This is a genomic window from Pseudomonas sp. 9.2(2024) (genome assembly GCF_039695385.1).
In the GTDB taxonomy this organism is placed as follows: Bacteria; Pseudomonadota; Gammaproteobacteria; order Pseudomonadales; family Pseudomonadaceae; genus Aquipseudomonas; species Aquipseudomonas paraglycinae.
Map to the genome: position 1 here is coordinate 3,212,939 of NZ_CP155585.1, position 17,872 is coordinate 3,230,810.

18 protein-coding genes are annotated in these 17,872 nt (G+C 59.5%); 4 read left to right on the top strand and 14 right to left on the bottom strand.

The features are described from left to right. Nucleotides 1-75 precede the first annotated feature (75 nt). From ABFB52_RS14385 to ABFB52_RS14395, 3 genes are all read right to left on the bottom strand, one after another. On the bottom strand, nt 76-282 hold the full coding sequence (locus ABFB52_RS14385) for a hypothetical protein (protein WP_085603949.1): 207 nt from the start codon (nt 280-282) through the stop codon (nt 76-78). 233 nt (nt 283-515) lie between these two features. Continuing rightward, on the bottom strand, nt 516-2,267 hold the full coding sequence (locus ABFB52_RS14390) for a phosphoethanolamine transferase CptA (RefSeq protein ID WP_102686240.1): 1,752 nt from the start codon (nt 2,265-2,267) through the stop codon (nt 516-518). Nucleotides 2,268-2,478: 211 nt separating this feature from the next. After that, entirely contained in the window at nt 2,479-2,661 is a 183-nt protein-coding gene (locus tag ABFB52_RS14395; protein ID WP_007957508.1) for a DUF6026 family protein, read from the bottom strand. 272 nt (nt 2,662-2,933) lie between these two features. On the opposite strand from ABFB52_RS14395, the gene gnd reads away from it, so the two are divergent. From gnd to ABFB52_RS14410, 3 genes are read left to right on the top strand one after another with little or no spacing between them, the layout of a single operon-like run. Next, entirely contained in the window at nt 2,934-3,914 is a 981-nt protein-coding gene (gene gnd, locus ABFB52_RS14400; RefSeq protein ID WP_085745788.1) for a phosphogluconate dehydrogenase (NAD(+)-dependent, decarboxylating), read from the top strand. Then, nucleotides 3,911-5,434, top strand: a complete 1,524-nt coding sequence (gene zwf / locus ABFB52_RS14405; protein WP_102686239.1) for a glucose-6-phosphate dehydrogenase — start codon at nt 3,911-3,913, stop codon at nt 5,432-5,434. The genes gnd and zwf overlap by 4 nt, the downstream gene beginning before the upstream one ends. Further along, nucleotides 5,431-6,240, top strand: a complete 810-nt coding sequence (locus tag ABFB52_RS14410) for an HAD family hydrolase (RefSeq protein ID WP_129972769.1) — start codon at nt 5,431-5,433, stop codon at nt 6,238-6,240. Before zwf ends, ABFB52_RS14410 begins: the two co-directional genes overlap by 4 nt. Nucleotides 6,241-6,286: 46 nt before the next feature. On the opposite strand, the gene nhaB is transcribed toward ABFB52_RS14410, so the two are convergent. The 3 genes from nhaB to ABFB52_RS14425 form a co-directional block, all read right to left on the bottom strand. Continuing rightward, nucleotides 6,287-7,789, bottom strand: a complete 1,503-nt coding sequence (gene nhaB / locus ABFB52_RS14415) for a sodium/proton antiporter NhaB (RefSeq protein WP_102686237.1) — start codon at nt 7,787-7,789, stop codon at nt 6,287-6,289. 74 nt (nt 7,790-7,863) lie between these two features. Beyond that, nucleotides 7,864-9,153 (bottom strand): hypothetical protein, encoded by a 1,290-nt coding sequence (locus tag ABFB52_RS14420; protein ID WP_129972768.1) that lies wholly within the window; start codon nt 9,151-9,153, stop codon nt 7,864-7,866. Between the two features lie 285 nt (nt 9,154-9,438). Continuing rightward, entirely contained in the window at nt 9,439-9,705 is a 267-nt protein-coding gene (locus ABFB52_RS14425; RefSeq protein WP_085683766.1) for a hypothetical protein, read from the bottom strand. A 345-nt stretch (nt 9,706-10,050) separates the two neighbouring features. Between ABFB52_RS14425 and ABFB52_RS14430 the strand changes: the two genes are divergently transcribed. Continuing rightward, nucleotides 10,051-11,376, top strand: a complete 1,326-nt coding sequence (locus tag ABFB52_RS14430; protein WP_007957480.1) for a sigma-54 dependent transcriptional regulator — start codon at nt 10,051-10,053, stop codon at nt 11,374-11,376. A gap of 82 nt (nt 11,377-11,458) precedes the next feature. Here the strand turns inward: ABFB52_RS14430 and ABFB52_RS14435 are convergent, their stop codons facing one another. From ABFB52_RS14435 to pnuC, 8 genes are all read right to left on the bottom strand, one after another. After that, entirely contained in the window at nt 11,459-12,763 is a 1,305-nt protein-coding gene (locus ABFB52_RS14435; RefSeq protein ID WP_129972767.1) for a transporter, read from the bottom strand. A gap of 45 nt (nt 12,764-12,808) precedes the next feature. Then, a complete protein-coding gene (locus ABFB52_RS14440) occupies nt 12,809-13,555 on the bottom strand; it encodes a hypothetical protein (protein ID WP_129972766.1) in 747 nt (248 codons plus the stop codon). 43 nt (nt 13,556-13,598) lie between these two features. Further along, nucleotides 13,599-14,279, bottom strand: coding sequence for a C39 family peptidase (locus ABFB52_RS14445; protein WP_007957477.1), 681 nt, complete (start codon nt 14,277-14,279; stop codon nt 13,599-13,601). Nucleotides 14,280-14,341: 62 nt separating this feature from the next. Continuing rightward, complete coding sequence (locus ABFB52_RS14450) at nt 14,342-15,331, bottom strand: heme utilization protein (protein WP_102718818.1); 990 nt, start codon at nt 15,329-15,331, stop codon at nt 14,342-14,344. Nucleotides 15,332-15,404: 73 nt separating this feature from the next. Beyond that, entirely contained in the window at nt 15,405-15,977 is a 573-nt protein-coding gene (locus tag ABFB52_RS14455; protein WP_102718819.1) for an adhesin, read from the bottom strand. Next, the gene (locus ABFB52_RS14460) at nt 15,978-16,427 is read right to left on the bottom strand and encodes a hypothetical protein (RefSeq protein ID WP_085745779.1); all 450 of its coding nucleotides are present in this window, start codon (nt 16,425-16,427) and stop codon (nt 15,978-15,980) included. A 356-nt stretch (nt 16,428-16,783) separates the two neighbouring features. Beyond that, on the bottom strand, nt 16,784-17,308 hold the full coding sequence (locus ABFB52_RS14465; protein ID WP_085745778.1) for an AAA family ATPase: 525 nt from the start codon (nt 17,306-17,308) through the stop codon (nt 16,784-16,786). Next, complete coding sequence (pnuC, locus tag ABFB52_RS14470; RefSeq protein ID WP_129972765.1) at nt 17,305-17,868, bottom strand: nicotinamide riboside transporter PnuC; 564 nt, start codon at nt 17,866-17,868, stop codon at nt 17,305-17,307. Before pnuC ends, ABFB52_RS14465 begins: the two co-directional genes overlap by 4 nt. Nucleotides 17,869-17,872 lie beyond the last annotated feature (4 nt).

Sequence of the window (17,872 nt, forward strand, 5' to 3'; positions counted from 1 at the left end):
GCCCGGAGAGGGCGCCCAACTGTCATCTGCGGGGCCAGAGCGGAGCCATCGCAGGTCCATCGGTAAAGCGTTCGCTCAAGGGCGATAGGACTCGGTGACCTGGGCCGTCTGGTCGTCCGGAACCTTGAGTTCATTGGTCTTCGCCTCAGCCTGCTGGCTCTGTGCGGAATGAACCGGGAAATTGGCCCAGTAATGTCTCATGCGCTCGGCGCCGCCTTCGGCGAATGCGCTGGCGGATGCGAGGGTAAGCAGGCCTGCAAGAATTGCAGTCGTGGTTTTCATGGTGCCTCCTACGAAAAATGTCGGAGCCGTTCGTCCATGAATCAGGGCCTCGGGGCGCAGTGTCCGTCGAGGGCATTAACAAGAGGTTAACGCTCGTTCAGTGTAGGTTTTACAGGGTGTTTCCACGGCGTATCGGACGAACGCTGCACGCGTGAATGACGCGTGCTGGTCGTAAGGAAGGAGGGGGCAGTGCGGCTGTAAATGTCGAAAAGGGCCGTTTCCGGCCCTTTTTGTTACTGTTGCAGAACCACTTCCGTGGTCGCAGTGGCGGGTTTCTTCGGCTTCATCAGGCTGAAGTCGATCAGGGCCCGCTGTTCGCGTTCGTAAGGGTTGCCGATCAACAGCGGACGCGGCTTGAAGCTGTCGCTGACCACGCTCTTGGTGCGATCCAGTTCATCGAAACTCAAACCGGCCAGGTCCGCCCAGGTGTGGATCAGGTGCGAGCTGCTGTAAGGGCGGCTCAGATCCCCGGCGAAACTCCAGTCGTGGTTTTCACGCCACTTCGGCGACGCCCAGGCCATGAACGGAATGGTGTACATCGGTGCGGTCGGCTTGTTTTCGTTGCGACCCAAGGTGCTGTGGCCCACCGAGTCGAACACGTCTTCACCGTGGTCGGAGAGGTACAGCAAAAAGCCGTTCGGATCGGATTTGGCGTAGTCCTTGATCAGGCTCGAGACCACAAAATCGTTGTACAGCACCGCGTTGTCGTAGCTGTTGTAGGTCGGAACCTGATCGTCACGCACACCGGCCGGAACGCCGTTGCGGTCCTGGAACTTGTCGAAGCTCGGCGGATAACGGTACTGGTAGCTCATGTGCGTACCGAGCAGGTGCACGACGATCAACTTGCGCGGCGCCGCGTCGGCCAGGGCCTTGTTGAACGGTTCGATCACGTCGCCGTCGTACTGGGCGGCGTTCTGGTTGCGGTTGTTGTTCAGGTACACCTGCTCGTCGGCCTGTTCGGAGAAGGTCGTGAGCATGGTGTTGCGTTTGGTCATGGTCTGCTGGTTGGTGATCCAGAACGTCTTGTAGCCGGCCTGTTTCATCATGCTGACCAGCGACGGCGTGGACAGGTACAGGTCCGGGTTTTCTTCGTCGGCGAAGGTCAGCACCTGTTGCAGCGCTTCAATCGTGTAAGGGCGCGGGGTGATGACGTTGTCGAAGATCGACAGCTGATCCTTGAGCTTGTCCAGCTCCGGCGTGGTTTTACGCGGGTAGCCGTAGAGGCTCATGCGCTGGCGGTTGGTGGATTCGCCGATCACCAGCACCAGGGTTGCCGGCTGGTTGGCGCCCGAGTCCTTGAGGTTTTTCAGCGGCGGGATCTTGCTCGCGCTGTGCAGCATGCCCTGCATGTCGGCCAGGGTGTCCTGATAGCGGTGGTACGCCACGGCCATCTGCCACGGCACGGCCGGCTCGATGCGGGTCTCGAATTTCTCGAAACCGCCAGCAAGGCTGCCCGTGCGCATTGTCTGCTTGACCAGCGGGTAGCCGATCACGGCCACCAGAATCGCCATGGCGGCGACGAGTGCCCGGCCACGGGGCAAGTACACCGGACGCAGGCGGGTCCACAGGAAGTACGCGAACGCAGTGTGTGCGAGGAACGCCGGAACCATCCACCAGGCAAAGTACTGGGTCATGTACTCGCCGGCTTCGGACACGTTCGATTCGAACATGATGAAGATGACGCTCTGGGAGAATTCCTGCTGATAGATGAAGAAATACCCCAGGCTGGCCATCGAGCAGGCCCACAGCACCACGCCGATCAGCGCGGCGAGCAAACGGGTGCGTTTGGGGAACAACAACATCGGCGCGAGCCACACGGCGCTCATCACGAAGGCCTGGCGAAAGCCCGTGAACCCTGAAGTGCCCGTCAACTGGATCAGCAGTTGGGTGATACCGGAGAAGTACCAGAAAAACACGAACAGCCAGATAAAACCGGCCCAGTCAAAACCTGTCGCAGTCGTATTGCTGCGTTTGAACACCGCCATTCAGCACTCCAGCTCAGTCGTCACATCCACCGCCGGGCGCTTCATGTAACCGCTTATGAACCCGACGAACGGAGGCCATGCGCAGACACGCACGGCCAGAATGCGCCGGAGTATCAACAAGCCAATGTGAAAACTTTGTTAGTTGCCGAAACAGGCAGGAGGTGCAGCATGTCGGGAACGGCAATGGCCGCTCCCGAAGCGGGCGGGGAGATCAGGCGTGGGGCGAGCGCTGTACGCGCGGCAAGGGCTGTGGCTCGGCGCCTTGGGTCAGCAGGCGCAATTGCGCGAGTTCCTGCTTGAGCTGATCGCGTTCATCTTTCAACTGTCGCAATTCATCGCGACGGATGGTGACGTACAGGGTTTGTGGCGGCATTGCTGTGTGTACTGTGCCCATTGCTCACCTCGCAAATGGCGTGTCTCAACTGCAGATCAGCCCCGGTTTCGGGCCTTGACCTGCTATCGGCGCCGATTTTGATTTCTTTTGCTCGTGAATGGAACTTTTTTATTTTTCATGGTCGTTGTGTCTTCGACACGTTTCCCGACGTTATCAGTCTGGATCGGGCACAATGCACGGAAACTTCAACCCGACGCTCTGGACTAACCTCCATTAGTCGCGTTGGGCTATACCTTTGACACACTTTTATTTGTAGTAAGGAGCATCAGCACATGCAACTCGGGATTATTGGACTGGGCCGCATGGGCGGCAATATTGCGCGACGTCTGATGCTCAACGGTCACACCACCGTTGTTTACGACCGCAATACCGCCTTTGTCGACACCCTGGCCGCCGAGGGCTCTACCGGCGTCGCCGACCTGCCTGCACTGGTCGCAGGCCTGGCCAAGCCGCGCGCGGTGTGGGTCATGCTGCCGGCCGGCGCACCGACTGAAGACACCATCGAAGCCCTGAGCAATCTGCTCGAGGCGGGCGACACCATCATCGATGGCGGCAACACCAACTACAAGGATGACATCCGCCGCGCCAAGACCCTGGCCGAGAAAGGCCTGCACTACATCGACGTCGGCACCTCCGGCGGCGTCTGGGGCCTGGAGCGCGGCTACTGCATGATGATCGGTGGCGATGCCGAGACCGTTAAGCGTCTTGACCCGCTGTTCGCCGCGCTGGCGCCGGGCATGGGTGACATCCCGCGCACCAAGGACCGCAAGTCCGATGACCACCGTGCCGAGCACGGCTACATCCACGCAGGTCCCGCCGGTGCCGGTCACTTCGTCAAGATGATCCACAACGGGATCGAGTACGGGATGATGGCGGCGTTCGCCGAAGGCTTCGACATCCTCAAGACCAAGTCCAGCGAGCTTTTGCCGCAAGACCAGCGTTTCGACCTGAACGTGGCCGACATAGCCGAAGTCTGGCGTCGTGGCAGCGTGGTGTCGTCCTGGCTGCTCGACCTGACCGCCGATGCCCTGGCGGTCGACCCGAAACTCGACGGTTTCTCTGGCTCCGTAGCCGACAGCGGCGAAGGTCAATGGACCATTGAAGCGGCAATGGAACAAAAGGTGCCGGTACCGGTGCTGTCCAACTCGCTGTTCTCGCGCTACCGCTCGCGCGGTCAGGGCACTTTCGGCGACAAGATTCTTTCGGCCCAGCGCTTCGGCTTCGGCGGCCATGTGGAGACACCGAAGAAATGACCCATACGATCCGCAGGAAATCCAAGGCAGAACCCGCGCCACCGACCACGCTGTTTTTGTTCGGCGCCCACGGTGATCTGGTCAAGCGCCTGCTGATGCCGGCGCTGTACAACCTGAGTCGCGACGGCCTGCTGGATGAGGGTCTGCGGATCGTCGGCGTTGATCACAACGCCATCACCGATGAAGCCTTCGCGCAAAAGCTCGAAGACTTCATCCGCACCGAAGTGGCAGCGAAGGTCGGCAAGGGCGATCAGATGCTTGATCCGGCCTTGTGGGCCAAGCTCGCCAAAGGCATCAGCTACGTCCAGGGCGATTTCCTGGACGACAGCACCTATTCAGCCCTGGCGGCGAAAATCGCCGACAGCGGTACTGGCAATGCGGTGTTCTACCTGGCCACCGCGCCACGTTTCTTCAGCGAAGTGGTGCGCCGTCTCGGCAGCGCCGGATTGCTCGAAGAAACCCCGGAAGCCTTCAGAAGGGTGGTGATCGAAAAACCGTTCGGCTCCGACCTGCAAACCGCCGAGGCGTTGAACGCCTGCCTGCTCAAGGTCATGTCGGAAAAGCAGATCTACCGGATTGATCACTATCTGGGCAAGGAAACCGTGCAGAACATTCTGGTCAGCCGGTTCTCCAACAGCCTGTTCGAAGCGTTCTGGAACAACCATTACATCGACCACGTGCAGATCACCGCCGCCGAAACCGTCGGCGTCGAAACCCGTGGCAGTTTTTACGAACACACCGGCGCCCTGCGGGACATGGTGCCCAATCACCTGTTCCAGTTGCTGGCCATGGTCGCCATGGAACCGCCGGCGGCGTTCGGCGCCGATGCGGTGCGCGGCGAGAAGGCCAAGGTCGTCGGTGCGATCCGCCCTTGGACCACCGAGGAAGCACGGGAAAACTCGGTGCGCGGTCAATACAGCGCCGGTGAAGTCGCTGGCAAACCGGTATCCGGTTACCGCGACGAGAACAACGTCTCGCCCGACAGCACCACGGAAACCTACGTGGCGCTCAAAGTGATGATCGACAACTGGCGCTGGGTCGGCGTGCCGTTCTACCTGCGCACCGGCAAACGCATGAGCGTGCGCGACACCGAGATCGTCATCTGCTTCAAACCGGCGCCGTATGCGCAGTTCCGCGATACCGAGGTCGACGAATTGCAGCCGACCTACCTGCGTATCCAGATCCAGCCCAACGAAGGCATGTGGTTCGACCTGCTGGCCAAGCGGCCGGGGCCGGCGCTGAACATGGCCAATATCGAGCTGGGTTTCGCCTACAAGGACTTCTTCGAAATGCAGCCGTCCACCGGCTACGAAACCCTGATCTACGACTGCCTGACCGGTGACCAGACGCTGTTCCAGCGCGCTGACAACATCGAGAACGGCTGGCGCGCGGTGCAGCCGTTCCTCGACGCCTGGCAACAGGACGCGAGCGTGCAGAGCTACGCCGCTGGCGAAGACGGGCCGAAAGCCGCCGATGATCTGCTGACTCGCGATGGTCGCGTCTGGCATGGTCTCGGATGAGCGAGCCGATCCGTTTTCTGTTGAGTGACATGGACGGCACGCTGTTGCTGCCCGATCACAGTCTGAGCCAGCGCACCATCGATGCCGTTCGTGCGCTGCGCGAGGCGGGCGTGCTGTTCAGCCTGGCCACCGGGCGTCCGCCCAAAGCCATGCTGCAGCAGATCGAAGCGCTGGGCGTCGACCTGCCGACCGCGGCGTTCAATGGCGGCACGATCGTCAATCCGGATGGCAGCATTCTGGTTGCGCATTACCTGCCGGCCACAGCAGCGTTGACTGCACTGGCGTTGTTCGCCGATCAGCCGGATGTCGAAATCTGGGTGTTCAGCGGTGGCGACTGGCTGCTCAAGGATCCGCACGGGCCGATGGTGCCGCGCGAGCAGCACGGGCTCGGTTATCCGCCGGTGGTGGTGGAGAGCTTCGAGCCGTATCTGGAACGTATCGACAAGATTGTGGCGACCAGCAACAACACTGAACTGCTGATCGAACTGGAGGCGCAGTTGCTGCCGAAGGTCGAAGGGTTGGCACAGGTGTCGCGCTCGCAACCGGTGTACCTTGACGTGACAGCGCTGGACGCCAACAAGGGCGCTGCGTTGGCAACCTTGGCCGCGCATTTGGGCGTGCCGCTGGCGCAGACCGCTGCAATTGGCGATGGCGGCAATGATCCGGCGATGTTCCATGTTGCCGGGTTGTCGATTGCCATGGGGCAGGCCGAGAACGCGGTGAAGCGTCAGGCCGACGTGGTGACGGGGTCGAACACCGAGGATGGCGTAGCGCAGGCCATCGAAAAGTACCTCTTGCCGCGCTGATCGAAGCATAAAAACAACGGGAGCCCCAGGGCTCCCGTTGTTGTTTCTACAGCCAGTAACTCACGGCGTACCAGCCGAGCAATCCCATCACCACGGTGTAGGGCAACGCCATCCACACCATCCGCCCGTAGGACAAGCGCACCAGCGGTGCAATCGCCGACGTCAGCAGAAACAGAAACGCTGCCTGACCATTGGGCGTCGCCACGCTCGGCAGGTTGGTGCCGGTGTTGATCGCAATCGCCAGCGTCTCGAAGTGTTCGCGGCTCATGTGGCCGGACAGGAACGCCTGTTTCACTTCAGTGATGTAGATTGTTGCAACGAACACGTTGTCACTGATCGCCGACAGCAGACCGTTGGCGATGAACAGCATCCCCGGCTGCTGATCGGCCGGAAGTGCCAGCACCCACTGGATCAGCGGCGCAAACAGTTGCTGGTCGTGAATCACCGCCACCACGGCGAAGAACACCACCAAGAGCGCGGTGAACGGCATGGCGTCCTTGAAGGCGCTGCCCAGTCGGTGCTCGTCGGTGATGCCGGTGAAAGCCGTGATCAGCACGATCACCATCAGGCCGATCAAGCCGACTTCAGCGATATGGAACGCCAGCCCGGCAATCAGGATCAGCGCAGCGCAGCCTTGCACCAGCAGGGCGGCGCGTTGGCGCGGGGTGCGCTCGGCGTTGTCTTCAGCGGCGTAGTTAGCCAGCACGACGCGTACGTTGTCCGGCAGCAGCGTGCCGTAGCCGAACCAGCGCAGTTTCTCCAGCAGCAGGCAGGTCACCAGTCCCGCGACCAGCACTGGTAGCGACACCGGCGCGACTTTTTGGAAGAATTCGGCGAAGTGCCAACCCATCTCATGGCCGATCAGCAGGTTCTGCGGTTCGCCCACCAGGGTGCAGACCCCGCCCAATGCAGTGCCGACAGCGCCGTGCATCAACAGGCTGCGCAGAAAGGCACGAAACTGTTCCAGATCCTCGTGATGCAGTTGGGGCAGATGCTGGTCATCGCTGAATTCGCTGTCCTGGCGCGGATCGTTGCCGGAGGCCACCCGGTGGTAAACCGAATAGAAGCCCACGGCGGCGCTGATGATCACTGCGGTCACGGTCAGTGCGTCGAGAAACGCCGACAGAAACGCCGACAAAAAGCAGAACATCAGGGCCAGCAGCGCCTTCGAACGCACGCCCAGCAACAGACGCGAGAACAGGAACAGCAGCAGGTCTTTCATGAAGTAGATGCCGGCGACCATGAACATCAGCAGCAGAATCACCGGGAAATTGTGCTGCAGCTCTTCGTACAGCGCCTGTGGCGTGGTCATTTTCAGCAGCAGCGCTTCGATCAGCAGCAAGCCGCCAGGCATCAGCGGGTAGCACTTGAGCGCCATTGCCAGGGTGAAAATGAACTCGATCACCAGCAACCATCCGGCGGCGACGGGACCTGCGGCCCACAGCACAAGCGCATTGAGTAGCAGAAACCCGACGATGCACGCCTTGTACCAGCGGGGTGAATGCCCGAGAAAGTTGTGCGCGAACGCCTGGGCCATCGAACCGGACATTGGTTGCTCCTTGTATTAAGAAGCGCGCAAGTTGCCGTAAGCGATGGGCAAGATCAAGTGTGGGAAGGTTCGCATCAGTGATTCAGATAACGTGCGACCACTGCACGGTGGTTGCCATCCAGCGTATAACCGCCCACCAGAATTTCGCCATTCGTTTGAATCGCCACTGAAGTAGCGGTATCGAGGCTGCGCCCCAGCCGCGTACGCAACCAGCCATTACCGGAACCGAAGCTTCGATCAAGGCTGCCGTTGGCCAGATAGCGGGCGACGATAAAGTCAGCTTCAACCCCGCCGATCGTCGCGCCGACCGCGATGATGCGCTCGTCCGGCATCACTTGTGCCGCGCTCCACTGACATCCGCTTGGGCCGACTTCCAGCAGGTGCGGCTGACCACCGTTGCAGTGCAGGTCGGGCCGACCGTTGCCATGGACGGACTGCGCCATGCATCGAATCGGATCGCGACTGCTGCCAAAACAATGCAGATGCTCTGCCGATTCGATGACCTGATTGACCAGCGCACTGCGCCCGTGGACTTTGAAGGCCAGAAAACCGTCTACTGCGAAGCGTTCGTCGAGTTGCCCGTCCGGCAGATAGCGGGCGAGCAGGCCTTCCTGTGGGAAATCGATGGAGCCGGCCACCACGATTCTTCCGTCTTCTTGCAACAGCAGGCCGCCGAGCCAGGTATTGAGCAGCAAGTGGCGAACCATGACGAATCCGCGACCGTTGAAGGAGGGATCCAGGCGGCCGTCGGGTTTGAGGCGAATCAGTATGCCGACGTGATCGGCCAGTTCGAAGTGATGGTTGGCGATCAGCAGGATATGCCCGTTGGGCTGCACCGCGAAATCACAGGCTTCGGCGCCCGGAACGCCCGGCGGGAGCCAGGCATCTCGGGTGCCCATGGACAGGTCGCCGGGTAGGCGGACAATTTTCCGGCCGTTGTCACCAAAATCCGGGTCAGGGCGGCCCTGGGCATCGAACAGAGCCAAGGCGGGCAGGGAGCGATGTTCCGATTCGTAGTGCAGACCCGCCAGCAGAATCCGCCCGTCTGGCAAGACCTGCACCTTGCTGCCGGTGGCTTCGAAACCGGCAGCGAACCGGCCGATCACGCTGCCTTGAAAACCGAACTCCAGATCCGCCGAGCCGTCTTCGAGCAGGCGGGCCAGACCGAAACGGCTGCCTTGAGCGGTGCCCACCTTGGCGGCGACCAGAATCCGACCTTGCCCATCGAGCGCCACGCTCTGAGTCAGGCTGGACGTACTGCCGGAGAAGTAGACCTGTGCCACACCGTTGCTGGAAAAGGCCTTGTCGAGTTGTCCGGCGTTATTCGCAAGCGTCGGCAGCGCTATGGCGATCTGGGATGACATGCATGCTTCTCCTTGCGAGTCGACCGATTTCCGGGAGGCGGAACGGGTAACTGCATGAGCGGAACATTCAATCCCTGAATACGCGCAAGTACAACTGACAGAACTAACAGGTGGAGGGTCGCACTGTGCCAGAACAGTGTCTTTTTGAACCAGTCGCAAGCCTGCCAAGCATTCAGGCGCGAAAGTATTGAGGAAAGTTGTACAAAGAGACTGAAGTTGGAAAAATAACCGCAACTAACAGAAGAGGGCGGATGACTTGATCGTCATCCGCATTGCCCGCAAATATCAGTGTGGCATCGACCACGATTGCAGCGCGTAACCTTCTTCGCTCAGTTCGGCGCGGGCTTGTTGCAGCAGGTGTTCAAGTTGCGCCGGGTCAGAGTAGGCACTGCTTGGAATCTGAGTACGACCGATGTGAGAGTTGGTGCGGTCGATGACGGTCAGGCTCAGTTCGCCATTGCCGTCTTGTGGTGCCCAGGCGACGCATTGAAAAGGTTTAAATGCGCGGTTGGCAATCAAAAGAGCTTCGTTGATACGGAGCGGGGCGGTCATGGGGTCTTCTCTCTATTAGTGCCCAATCAAGTGATGTGCCGTCGGTTGGGCTTACCGTTCGGCGAGTTACTTGTACTGATGCACGCAACCCGCTGGCGGGTCACACAGAATCTGAAGAAATTTCGACTTTCTTTCATACACTCAATATTCAGACAGGTTTTGAAAGCCTGGCGAAAGAATCAAGTCGATAGCTAACTAATAAACCGGCTTCTTATAACTGCTTCACTTGTACATCTATAAGCAATCGATACAAGACGCCGTCAAATTCTTGCTAATGTAACAGTCAGGTTTGCCAAATGACTGTTTTTACGATCATTTCCTAAAATTTGGCGCCAAGGAACAGTCATGAGCGAAGCGCCTGCATTAAGACGTTTATTGGTCGTCGACCCGTGCGACGACTGTCACCGATTGCTCCCTGGTTTACGTGCCGTGGGTTGGGACGTCGACAGTTGTAGCCTGGAAAATGCCGCCGATCGAAGCTGCGATGTCGGCCTGTTGCGGTTACAGCCTTTTCACCTGGAACGCCCCGAAGCCGTCAAAGAGCTGATCAGCCGCAGCGGCACCGAATGGATCGCCGTGCTGAATCAGGAAGTGCTGCGCTTGCAGAACGTCGGCGATTTCGTCTGCGAATGGTTTTTCGATTTCCATACCTTGCCGTTCGACGTGTCACGGGTGCAGGTCACCCTTGGCCGCGCGTTCGGCATGGCGCGCCTGCGCGGTCAGGGCACGATTCACGTGGATCAGCCGGAACATGAGCTGCTCGGCGACAGCAAACCGATCCGTGAGCTACGCAAGTTGCTGAGCAAACTGGCGCCCACCGAGTCACCAGTGCTTATTCGTGGCGAAAGCGGGACCGGTAAAGAACTGGTCGCCCGCACCCTGCACCGACAGTCGCAACGCCACAGCAAACCGTTTGTGGCGATCAACTGCGGAGCGATTCCCGAACACTTGATCCAGTCCGAGCTGTTCGGCCACGAGAAAGGCGCGTTCACCGGTGCGCATCAACGCAAGGTCGGGCGTATTGAAGCAGCCAATGGCGGCACCTTGTTTCTCGATGAAATCGGCGATCTGCCGCTGGAACTGCAAGCCAATCTGTTGCGCTTTCTGCAGGAAAAACACATTGAACGGGTGGGCGGCAGTCAGCCGATACCGGTGGATGTGCGGGTGCTGGCGGCGACTCACGTCGACCTCGAAGCTGCCATCGAGAAGAAACGCTTTCGTGAAGACTTGTACTACCGGCTCAATGTGCTGCAAGTAGTCACCGCGCCTTTACGCGAACGCCACGGCGACCTGTCGATGCTGGCCAACCATTTCTCCCATTTCTACAGCCACGAAACCGGCCGTCGTCCGCGCAGTTTCAGCGAAGACGCGCTGATCGCCATGGGCAAGCACGATTGGCCGGGCAATGTCCGCGAGCTGGCCAACCGCGTACGCCGCGGTCTGGTACTGGCCGAAGGACGGCAGATCGAGGCCCGAGACCTGGGGCTGATCAGCCAACAGTCGATCGCTGCACCGATGGGCACGCTTGAAGACTACAAGACCCGCGCCGAACGCCAGGCGTTGTGCGACGTATTGAACCGCCACAGTGACAATCTCAGTGTGGCGGCCAAAGTGCTGGGGGTTTCCCGGCCGACCTTCTACCGTTTGCTGCACAAGCACCAGATCCGCTAGGGCGCGGTGCTTCCTGAAGACAGGAAGCTGAAAAGGCCCGCTGCGATGCAAGTCGCAGCGGGCCTTTTCATGATGTTGCTGTTTAAAAGTAGTACGGGAATTTCAGGCTGAAGGAGAAGTCCGGGGCATCGTCCGTCATGCCGATGGACAGGTTGGGCACGATGGTCAGGTTGTCGGTGGCCGCAATGGTCATGCCGACGTTGAAGTAACCGGCATTGGCGTCGCTGGACACCACCGATTCCCAATCCCCGCCATCCTGTTTCAGCTTGCTCTTGCGTTGCACCAGGTCAGAGACGGAGAACGACATACTCATCTTCTCGTTCAGAGCGAAGGCAACACCCGCGCCAATCTGGAAGCTGTCGCCGATGCGTACCTTGCCCGGGTTTTTCTGGTTGACGGTCGAGCTGATGTCGTCGAACGATTCCTCGAAGTTATGGGTGTAGGACAGGCTGCCAAACAGCACGGCCGGGTCAAACGTCTTGACCAGCGAGATGCCCGGGGTGATCGACCAGACGCCGTTGCCGGTGGGCAGGGTGTCAGGCACGAACAGGTTCGAGTTGGCATCGGTCTGGCGCAGCTTGATCCCGAACGGGTCCTTGCCCGTAGGCGCCTTGACCCGCAAGGAAACCACGGCGTCCGGGGTATTGACCGACTCGTCCAGGAACTTGTACGCAATGCCGAAGTTGACGTCGCCGATAGTCGGTTCGCGGCTTACGTCCTGTTCGGTGGTGACGTTTGAGGCGCCGCCGTTGCCGCCGCCGGACTGATAGGTCGATTCACGGTAGACCACCGGCACGTTCAGGTCGAACTGCCAGCGGTTGTCAAAGTTGTAGCGTCCCGTCAGGTCGAGGGTCCAGGTGTCGGCCTTGATCCGGTCGAGGTTGATGTTGCCGAGGAAAATCGAGTCCAGGGCGAGGAAGCCGTTGAGAATCAGCTGGCGGGTGTCGTAGCGTGAATAGGTCACGCCGGTTTCAAAGCTGAACTTGCCGCCGCCAAAGAAGCCGCTGGCTTCGTCGTACAGGTTGGACACACTCTGTGCCGGTTGTGAATCGTCGGCCAGCGACTGGCCATAGGACGCGCCACTGCCCCCGGCGGCGCCCCCCGACGCTGCTGCAGCCCCGGTCCCTGCGGCCACCCGGTTGCCTTTCATGTCCGAAGGCGATTTTGCCAAGCGTTTTGGGGGCGGGGAGGCGGGTTGCTCTTCGACCTGGCGGACCCGTTGTTCGAGCACCGCCAGGGCTTTCTGTTGTACTTCGTATCGTTGCTTAAGCTCCAGAAGTTCCTGTTTCAGGGCTTCTACATCGGCGTCGGGTGCAGCTTGCAGCATCGCCGCGGGTAGAAGAGTACTCAAACATACAGCAGCACGCAGTGATACTGATCGATACATGAATAAGCCGTCCCTTTAAGCCCAATGATCGAGACTCAGCGTAGTTCAATATCCGATGTTGCGTAGTGCCCTGAGTTGAGTCAGGTTGCAGTCCAGTGCGCCGGCACTCATGCCGTTATTGTTAAGGACAACGTTGAGTTGTGTCAGGTTGTTGACTACGTTCGCGTTACCCAGCAGACGGGTGTTTTGCAGCAGTCCGCCCTGGGCGACCTGTTGCAAGGCTGTACCCTGATTGCCGGAGGCCTGAATGGCCATTTGCACTCCGCCATTTGTGGCTGAAACCGCGACGCTGCCAGCGCCGTTGCTGCCGGAAATGGTCTGGCCGGCCATCAAGGCCTGGCCCTGGGCAGGCATCAGTGCAGGTGCCTGACTGGCTTCTTTGACGTTGATCGCAACGTTGTTGTAGGCGGCGTTGCCGTCGCCAGCGGCGCGCACACTCTGCGTCACGCCCTGGCTGGAGTTGAGTCCCGCGCCACCCACGACCGAGCCAGTCCCCAGTTCCGGGGTACTGCCATTGCCGTGTTCCTTGATGGTCGAGACGTAGAATTCGGGTTTTAGCGAAGCTGCCTGCAATTGCATCGTGGCCGAGGCCCCGATCAGATCTCCACTGGCGTTGCGCCAGGTACTGCTCATGACGACACCGAAGCTGATGATCCGGCCCGGCATGACATAGCGACCGCGTAGCTCAGCGAGCTCCTGGTCCTTGATTTCGATGGGTTTGAATCCTGCATTGGCATAGCCTGACGCGCTCGCTGCCAGGCAGGCGGCGGCCAGCCAGTATGAGGTTTTCATCTGCTGCTCCCGGGACATCCAGCCCCACTCTTGTAATCGGCGATTAAAAGAAGTCGCTCTGTATGAACCCGAAGTCCATCAATTCAGCATCTTTGACCGGGTTGAAGGCATCCAGCTTGTTTTTGGCCGTCACCGGTACCGGAGGGCTGCGCAAGGCATTGGCCTTGTCATATCCGGGGCCGACGATGGCAAAGACAATGCCGTTCCAACCTTTGACAAAGTCATCATGGGAGTAGCGTTTGTGTCCTAAAACCGGGTCTCCGATGTAAACCCAATCCTTGTCCGCCCGCTGCATCACCACGAAATGCTTGTAGCCGCGAATTTCCATCAGTACCACCACCGGGATCGTGACTGCGTCGAGTTTTTCCGGCGGAATCTTGTAGCCCCTGGCGCGCATGCCGATGCTTTCTATGTAGCGTTTCATGTCCAGCATGGAAAAACCCTGAGTACGAACAAGGTCCTGGTCAGCGTTGACCAGCATGCCTTTGATGATGTGCTCCTCATCGACGTCGAGCCAATAAGCCTGGCGCAATACCGTGGCCAGTGCGGCGGCGCCGCAGCTGAAGTCGGTTTTCTGTTCGACGATGTCGGCAAACTTGCGCTCACGAATGCTTTGCACGTTCTTGTAGACGAGTGTGCCGCCAGGCAGGGCGGCAACGGGCATCTGGGCAGCCTGGGTCAGGCCGCAGAAGCAAAGCAGAGCGAGGAGGGCAGTCTTACGCATGATCGATACGCCTTTGGGACTGAGGAAAAGCCCCGTTTCCGGGGCTTTCGTTTCGATCGCGATTACATGCAGGCTTTGCAACCTGCGGCGATGGACAGCGAGTTGCTTTGTTGGTTGCCAACACCAGCGGCGTTGTTGTAACCAGCGTTACCCGAGAAGTTGTTACCAACATTGGAGATGGAAGCGTTGTTGGTCACAGGGTTTTTCCAGCCATCAGGGGTCATCACTTGTTGAGTGGTCACACCTGCCAGGCCAAAGACGCCCACTGCTTCGAATTTGGCTTTTTGATCTTTGTCGCCACCATGGCCTCTGTCGTTATTGCCATATCCGCCATGACCGTGATCGTCGTCTTCGATTTTTGCAGTGCCCTTCGCGTAGAACGCGCCAGCCCCGGCGAAAGTACCGGTGAGGGTATCTTTTTTGTAGGTTTGAGTGCCGTTGTTGGCTACGGTCAGGCCAGTGGAGGTTTGGTTCGCAGCAGCAGCGGCGTTAGCTACACGACCACCCGATACAGCAATTGCCAGGTTGTTTTTCTGTTGGTTGAAGTTGCCGGCACTGTTGTTCACGCCAATGTTGCCGGAACCGCCGTTACCCACGTTGTTGAGGTTGGCGTTGTTTGTGGTGGAGTAGTTCGCAACGGCGTTGTTGGTGTTGACTTGAGTTGCGCTGGAGACCGACACCGCAGAGCCGAAGATGAAACTTTCATCGGCAGTGGCCAGAGCGGCGGCATTGTCTTGCTGGTTGCCATCGCCGGCGGTGTTGTTCATGCCAACGTTGCCGTTGGTGCCATTGGCCGAGTCGCGGACGGAGGCATCATTTTTGGTGCCTTGGTTGCCGACCAGGTTGCCAGAGCTGCTTTGCGTGTCGAGCACTGCCGCCCCGGCGCCAGCGCCGATTTGCAGCAGTTGTTCCAGGGTTGGGCCTTTTGGTTCATGGTTGCCATGCCCGTTACCATGACCGTGATTATCATCACGACCGCCTGCCTGTGCTGCGATTGCCATCACTGCTGCGAGTGCGAAAACCAGTGGTTTGAGGGCCATTGTAGGTTTCATGGTGTTTCTCCGTCGTGCTTATTAGTTGGTTAAGTGTTGGTACTTTCTAATTGCACTGCTTTTGTTGTTTGGGTCAGTCAGCGACCCGGATGCTCAGGGTGTTAGCCATTCGGTTCCCCACCCCGGCACTCTGGTTCACCTGGATTACCCCTCGGCTGCCGGTGAAGGCCTGATCACTTGTGGTGACCTGGCGACTGCCGGGTGAGGTGCCAGTTGCTCCTGAGCTCGGTAACAACGCCACGTTCTGTTGGGAAAGGGCGCTATCGTCAACGCTCTGCGGGGCAGCACTGATGCTGACGCGCGTAACGTTGGCCATCTGGTTGTTGGCCCCGGCGCCCTGATTCACGCCCAGGATTCCGTTGCCATTGCTGAAAGAGTTGCCGCCAATGGTGGCGCTGGCATTGCCAGTGCGCTCGGCGGGTGTGTTGATGTGCTGGATGACACTGGTGGTCGCACTGGCATTGGTGCCAATGGCGATTGCTTTGGTATTGGTCTGTTGCATCTGGTCGCCTGCCGCCTGGTTGACGTTGTAGTTGCCGCGATACTGGATGCCGGTGTCTTGAATGTTCGCGTTGTTCACAGAGCTTGGGTCGGCCATGACGCTGGTGCAGCCGAGGAGGGCGAGCAGGAGCAGAGAGCGATTCATTTATTGGCCTCCAGCCATACGGGTCAGCGGAGCAAGACCGGAGCTCATGGCACGGTTGACGGTATTGGAGATCGAGCCGCCGGCGCCGCCGCCGTGACCACCTCCCATGCCTGGCAAACCATTGGGGTTGGTTACAGTGTTCATGCCGGGGATGTTCGAAGTCGGGGTGGTGATGCTGCCGCGAATCGAGGAGCCGCTGGCTACACTGGCAAATTCACCGTCGTTGAGTTCGGTGCTGGTCATTGCTTGACCGATGCGGCCCGAAGGATTGGCATTGACGGTGGTGGGGTACGGGTCTTTGCCGCCGCTGCGGCCGATCGGGATCGGCTGGACGTCACGATTGAGCACGATCACGCCATTGCCTTCGGCCTGAACGTTGAAACTGAGAAACGGGCTGGCGGCTGATCCGATCAGCAGAAGGCAGGTAAAGGCTTTTTTGATATTTCCCACGGTGGCAATTCCTTCTTCAGTGGGCTGGCCTGGTCAGCGTTGTGAAGGAGAGAGCGAAAGCTGTGCCGCTTTTGAAATATCTTTGAATTTCAGTGCCTTGGGTTGGATTAGCGCAGGGCTGATACAAAAACTGTTTCAACGCTGAAACAGGCCAGGACCTTCCCCGCCCCCCATAGCCATTGCAAAGCTCTGGAACAAGGGTTTGCAGGGCAGTGTTTCAACCGCGTAACAAGTCGGATGACAAAGGCATGAAGGGCGCTGATACGGGCACTTTGCACCCGAAAGAGTGTTTCAGGAACGGACACTTTGGCCCCAAAACAGGGGGCTGCGGCGGGGCAAACGCCCCGAAAACCGGGTCAGTCCGCGAGCAGGGCGCGGACCGCGTCGAAGGCTTGCTGCTGGCGTTCGAGCCAGTTGCCCTGAATGATCTGCAAGGGTTGGTGATGGATTTCCAGCCAGGTCCGGGTGGCCTGATAGAACGCGAGCCGTTCACTGAAATCGGGCTGGCAGCGCTGACCATCGTCCGTCCACTCGATCTGCTCGGGGGAGAGCAGCAGGTGCAAGTCGTAATGACGGGCCAGCAATTCGGTTTCCAGCCAGGGCGGGCAGTCGCCGAACAGGGTCTGGCTCCACAGAATGTTGCTCAACAGATGGGTATCGAGAATCAGCAATTGCGGCTGCTGCGTGCGTGCCGCGTCTTCCCATTGCAACTGGCCGCGCGCGATCTCGGGGATATCGGCCAGGCAAGTATCCCGCTGGTTCTGCTCGATGAACCAGCGCACATACTCGTCCACCCGCAAACCGCCGAACTGCTGTTGGATTCCAGCCGCCAGCCAGCTCTTGCCCGTGGATTCGGGGCCGGTCAGAACGATTACTTTCATCGTTGCAACGCCGGATCGGCACGCCATTCGCGCCAGCCTTGCACCGCGATCAGGGTGAACAGGGCATACAGCGCCGCCGTGAGGTACAGCCCTTTATAGAGGAACAGCCCGACGAAGATCACATCCAGCACAAACCACAGCGCCCAGCATTGCAGGCGCTTGTGGGCCATCCAGAATTGCGCGACCAGGCTGAAACCGGTCAGCGCCGCGTCGAGCCACGGTTGCGCAGCGTCAGTCCATTGGGCCATGGCCGCGCCCAGCAACAGACTGCCCACTGCCCCGATCACCAGCCCCTGCACAATCGAGCGATTGTCGAGCCGGCTGACTTCGCGCCCGTCATGCATCGTTCCGGCCCGCGTCCACTGCCACCAGCCATAGATTTGCAGCCCGGCATAAACCACCTGAAGCAGCATGTCCGAATACAGCTTCACCTCGAAGAACACCCAAGTGTAGAGCGACACCATGACCAGCCCGATCGGCCAGCACCACGGGTTCTGTTTGACCGTGAGCCACACGGCGATCACGCCGAGAGCGGCGGCAAACAGTTCAAGCCCGGACATGCAG

Excerpts from the sequence above, each read along its gene's own strand:
- ABFB52_RS14450 (WP_102718818.1), bottom strand. The coding sequence starts at position 15,331 with ATGAAACCTACAATGGCCCTCAAACCACTGGTTTTCGCACTCGCAGCA.
- ABFB52_RS14445 (WP_007957477.1), bottom strand. The coding sequence starts at position 14,279 with ATGCGTAAGACTGCCCTCCTCGCTCTGCTTTGCTTCTGCGGCCTGACC.
- ABFB52_RS14385 (WP_085603949.1), bottom strand. The coding sequence starts at position 282 with ATGAAAACCACGACTGCAATTCTTGCAGGCCTGCTTACCCTCGCATCC.
- ABFB52_RS14440 (WP_129972766.1), bottom strand. The coding sequence starts at position 13,555 with ATGAAAACCTCATACTGGCTGGCCGCCGCCTGCCTGGCAGCGAGCGCG.
- gnd (WP_085745788.1), top strand. The coding sequence starts at position 2,934 with ATGCAACTCGGGATTATTGGACTGGGCCGCATGGGCGGCAATATTGCG.
- ABFB52_RS14420 (WP_129972768.1), bottom strand. The coding sequence starts at position 9,153 with ATGTCATCCCAGATCGCCATAGCGCTGCCGACGCTTGCGAATAACGCC.
- ABFB52_RS14395 (WP_007957508.1), bottom strand. The coding sequence starts at position 2,661 with ATGGGCACAGTACACACAGCAATGCCGCCACAAACCCTGTACGTCACC.
- ABFB52_RS14465 (WP_085745778.1), bottom strand. The coding sequence starts at position 17,308 with ATGAAAGTAATCGTTCTGACCGGCCCCGAATCCACGGGCAAGAGCTGG.
- pnuC (WP_129972765.1), bottom strand. The coding sequence starts at position 17,868 with ATGTCCGGGCTTGAACTGTTTGCCGCCGCTCTCGGCGTGATCGCCGTG.
- ABFB52_RS14435 (WP_129972767.1), bottom strand. The coding sequence starts at position 12,763 with ATGTATCGATCAGTATCACTGCGTGCTGCTGTATGTTTGAGTACTCTT.
- ABFB52_RS14430 (WP_007957480.1), top strand. The coding sequence starts at position 10,051 with ATGAGCGAAGCGCCTGCATTAAGACGTTTATTGGTCGTCGACCCGTGC.
- ABFB52_RS14410 (WP_129972769.1), top strand. The coding sequence starts at position 5,431 with ATGAGCGAGCCGATCCGTTTTCTGTTGAGTGACATGGACGGCACGCTG.
- ABFB52_RS14455 (WP_102718819.1), bottom strand. The coding sequence starts at position 15,977 with ATGAATCGCTCTCTGCTCCTGCTCGCCCTCCTCGGCTGCACCAGCGTC.
- ABFB52_RS14390 (WP_102686240.1), bottom strand. The coding sequence starts at position 2,267 with ATGGCGGTGTTCAAACGCAGCAATACGACTGCGACAGGTTTTGACTGG.
- nhaB (WP_102686237.1), bottom strand. The coding sequence starts at position 7,789 with ATGTCCGGTTCGATGGCCCAGGCGTTCGCGCACAACTTTCTCGGGCAT.
- zwf (WP_102686239.1), top strand. The coding sequence starts at position 3,911 with ATGACCCATACGATCCGCAGGAAATCCAAGGCAGAACCCGCGCCACCG.
- ABFB52_RS14425 (WP_085683766.1), bottom strand. The coding sequence starts at position 9,705 with ATGACCGCCCCGCTCCGTATCAACGAAGCTCTTTTGATTGCCAACCGC.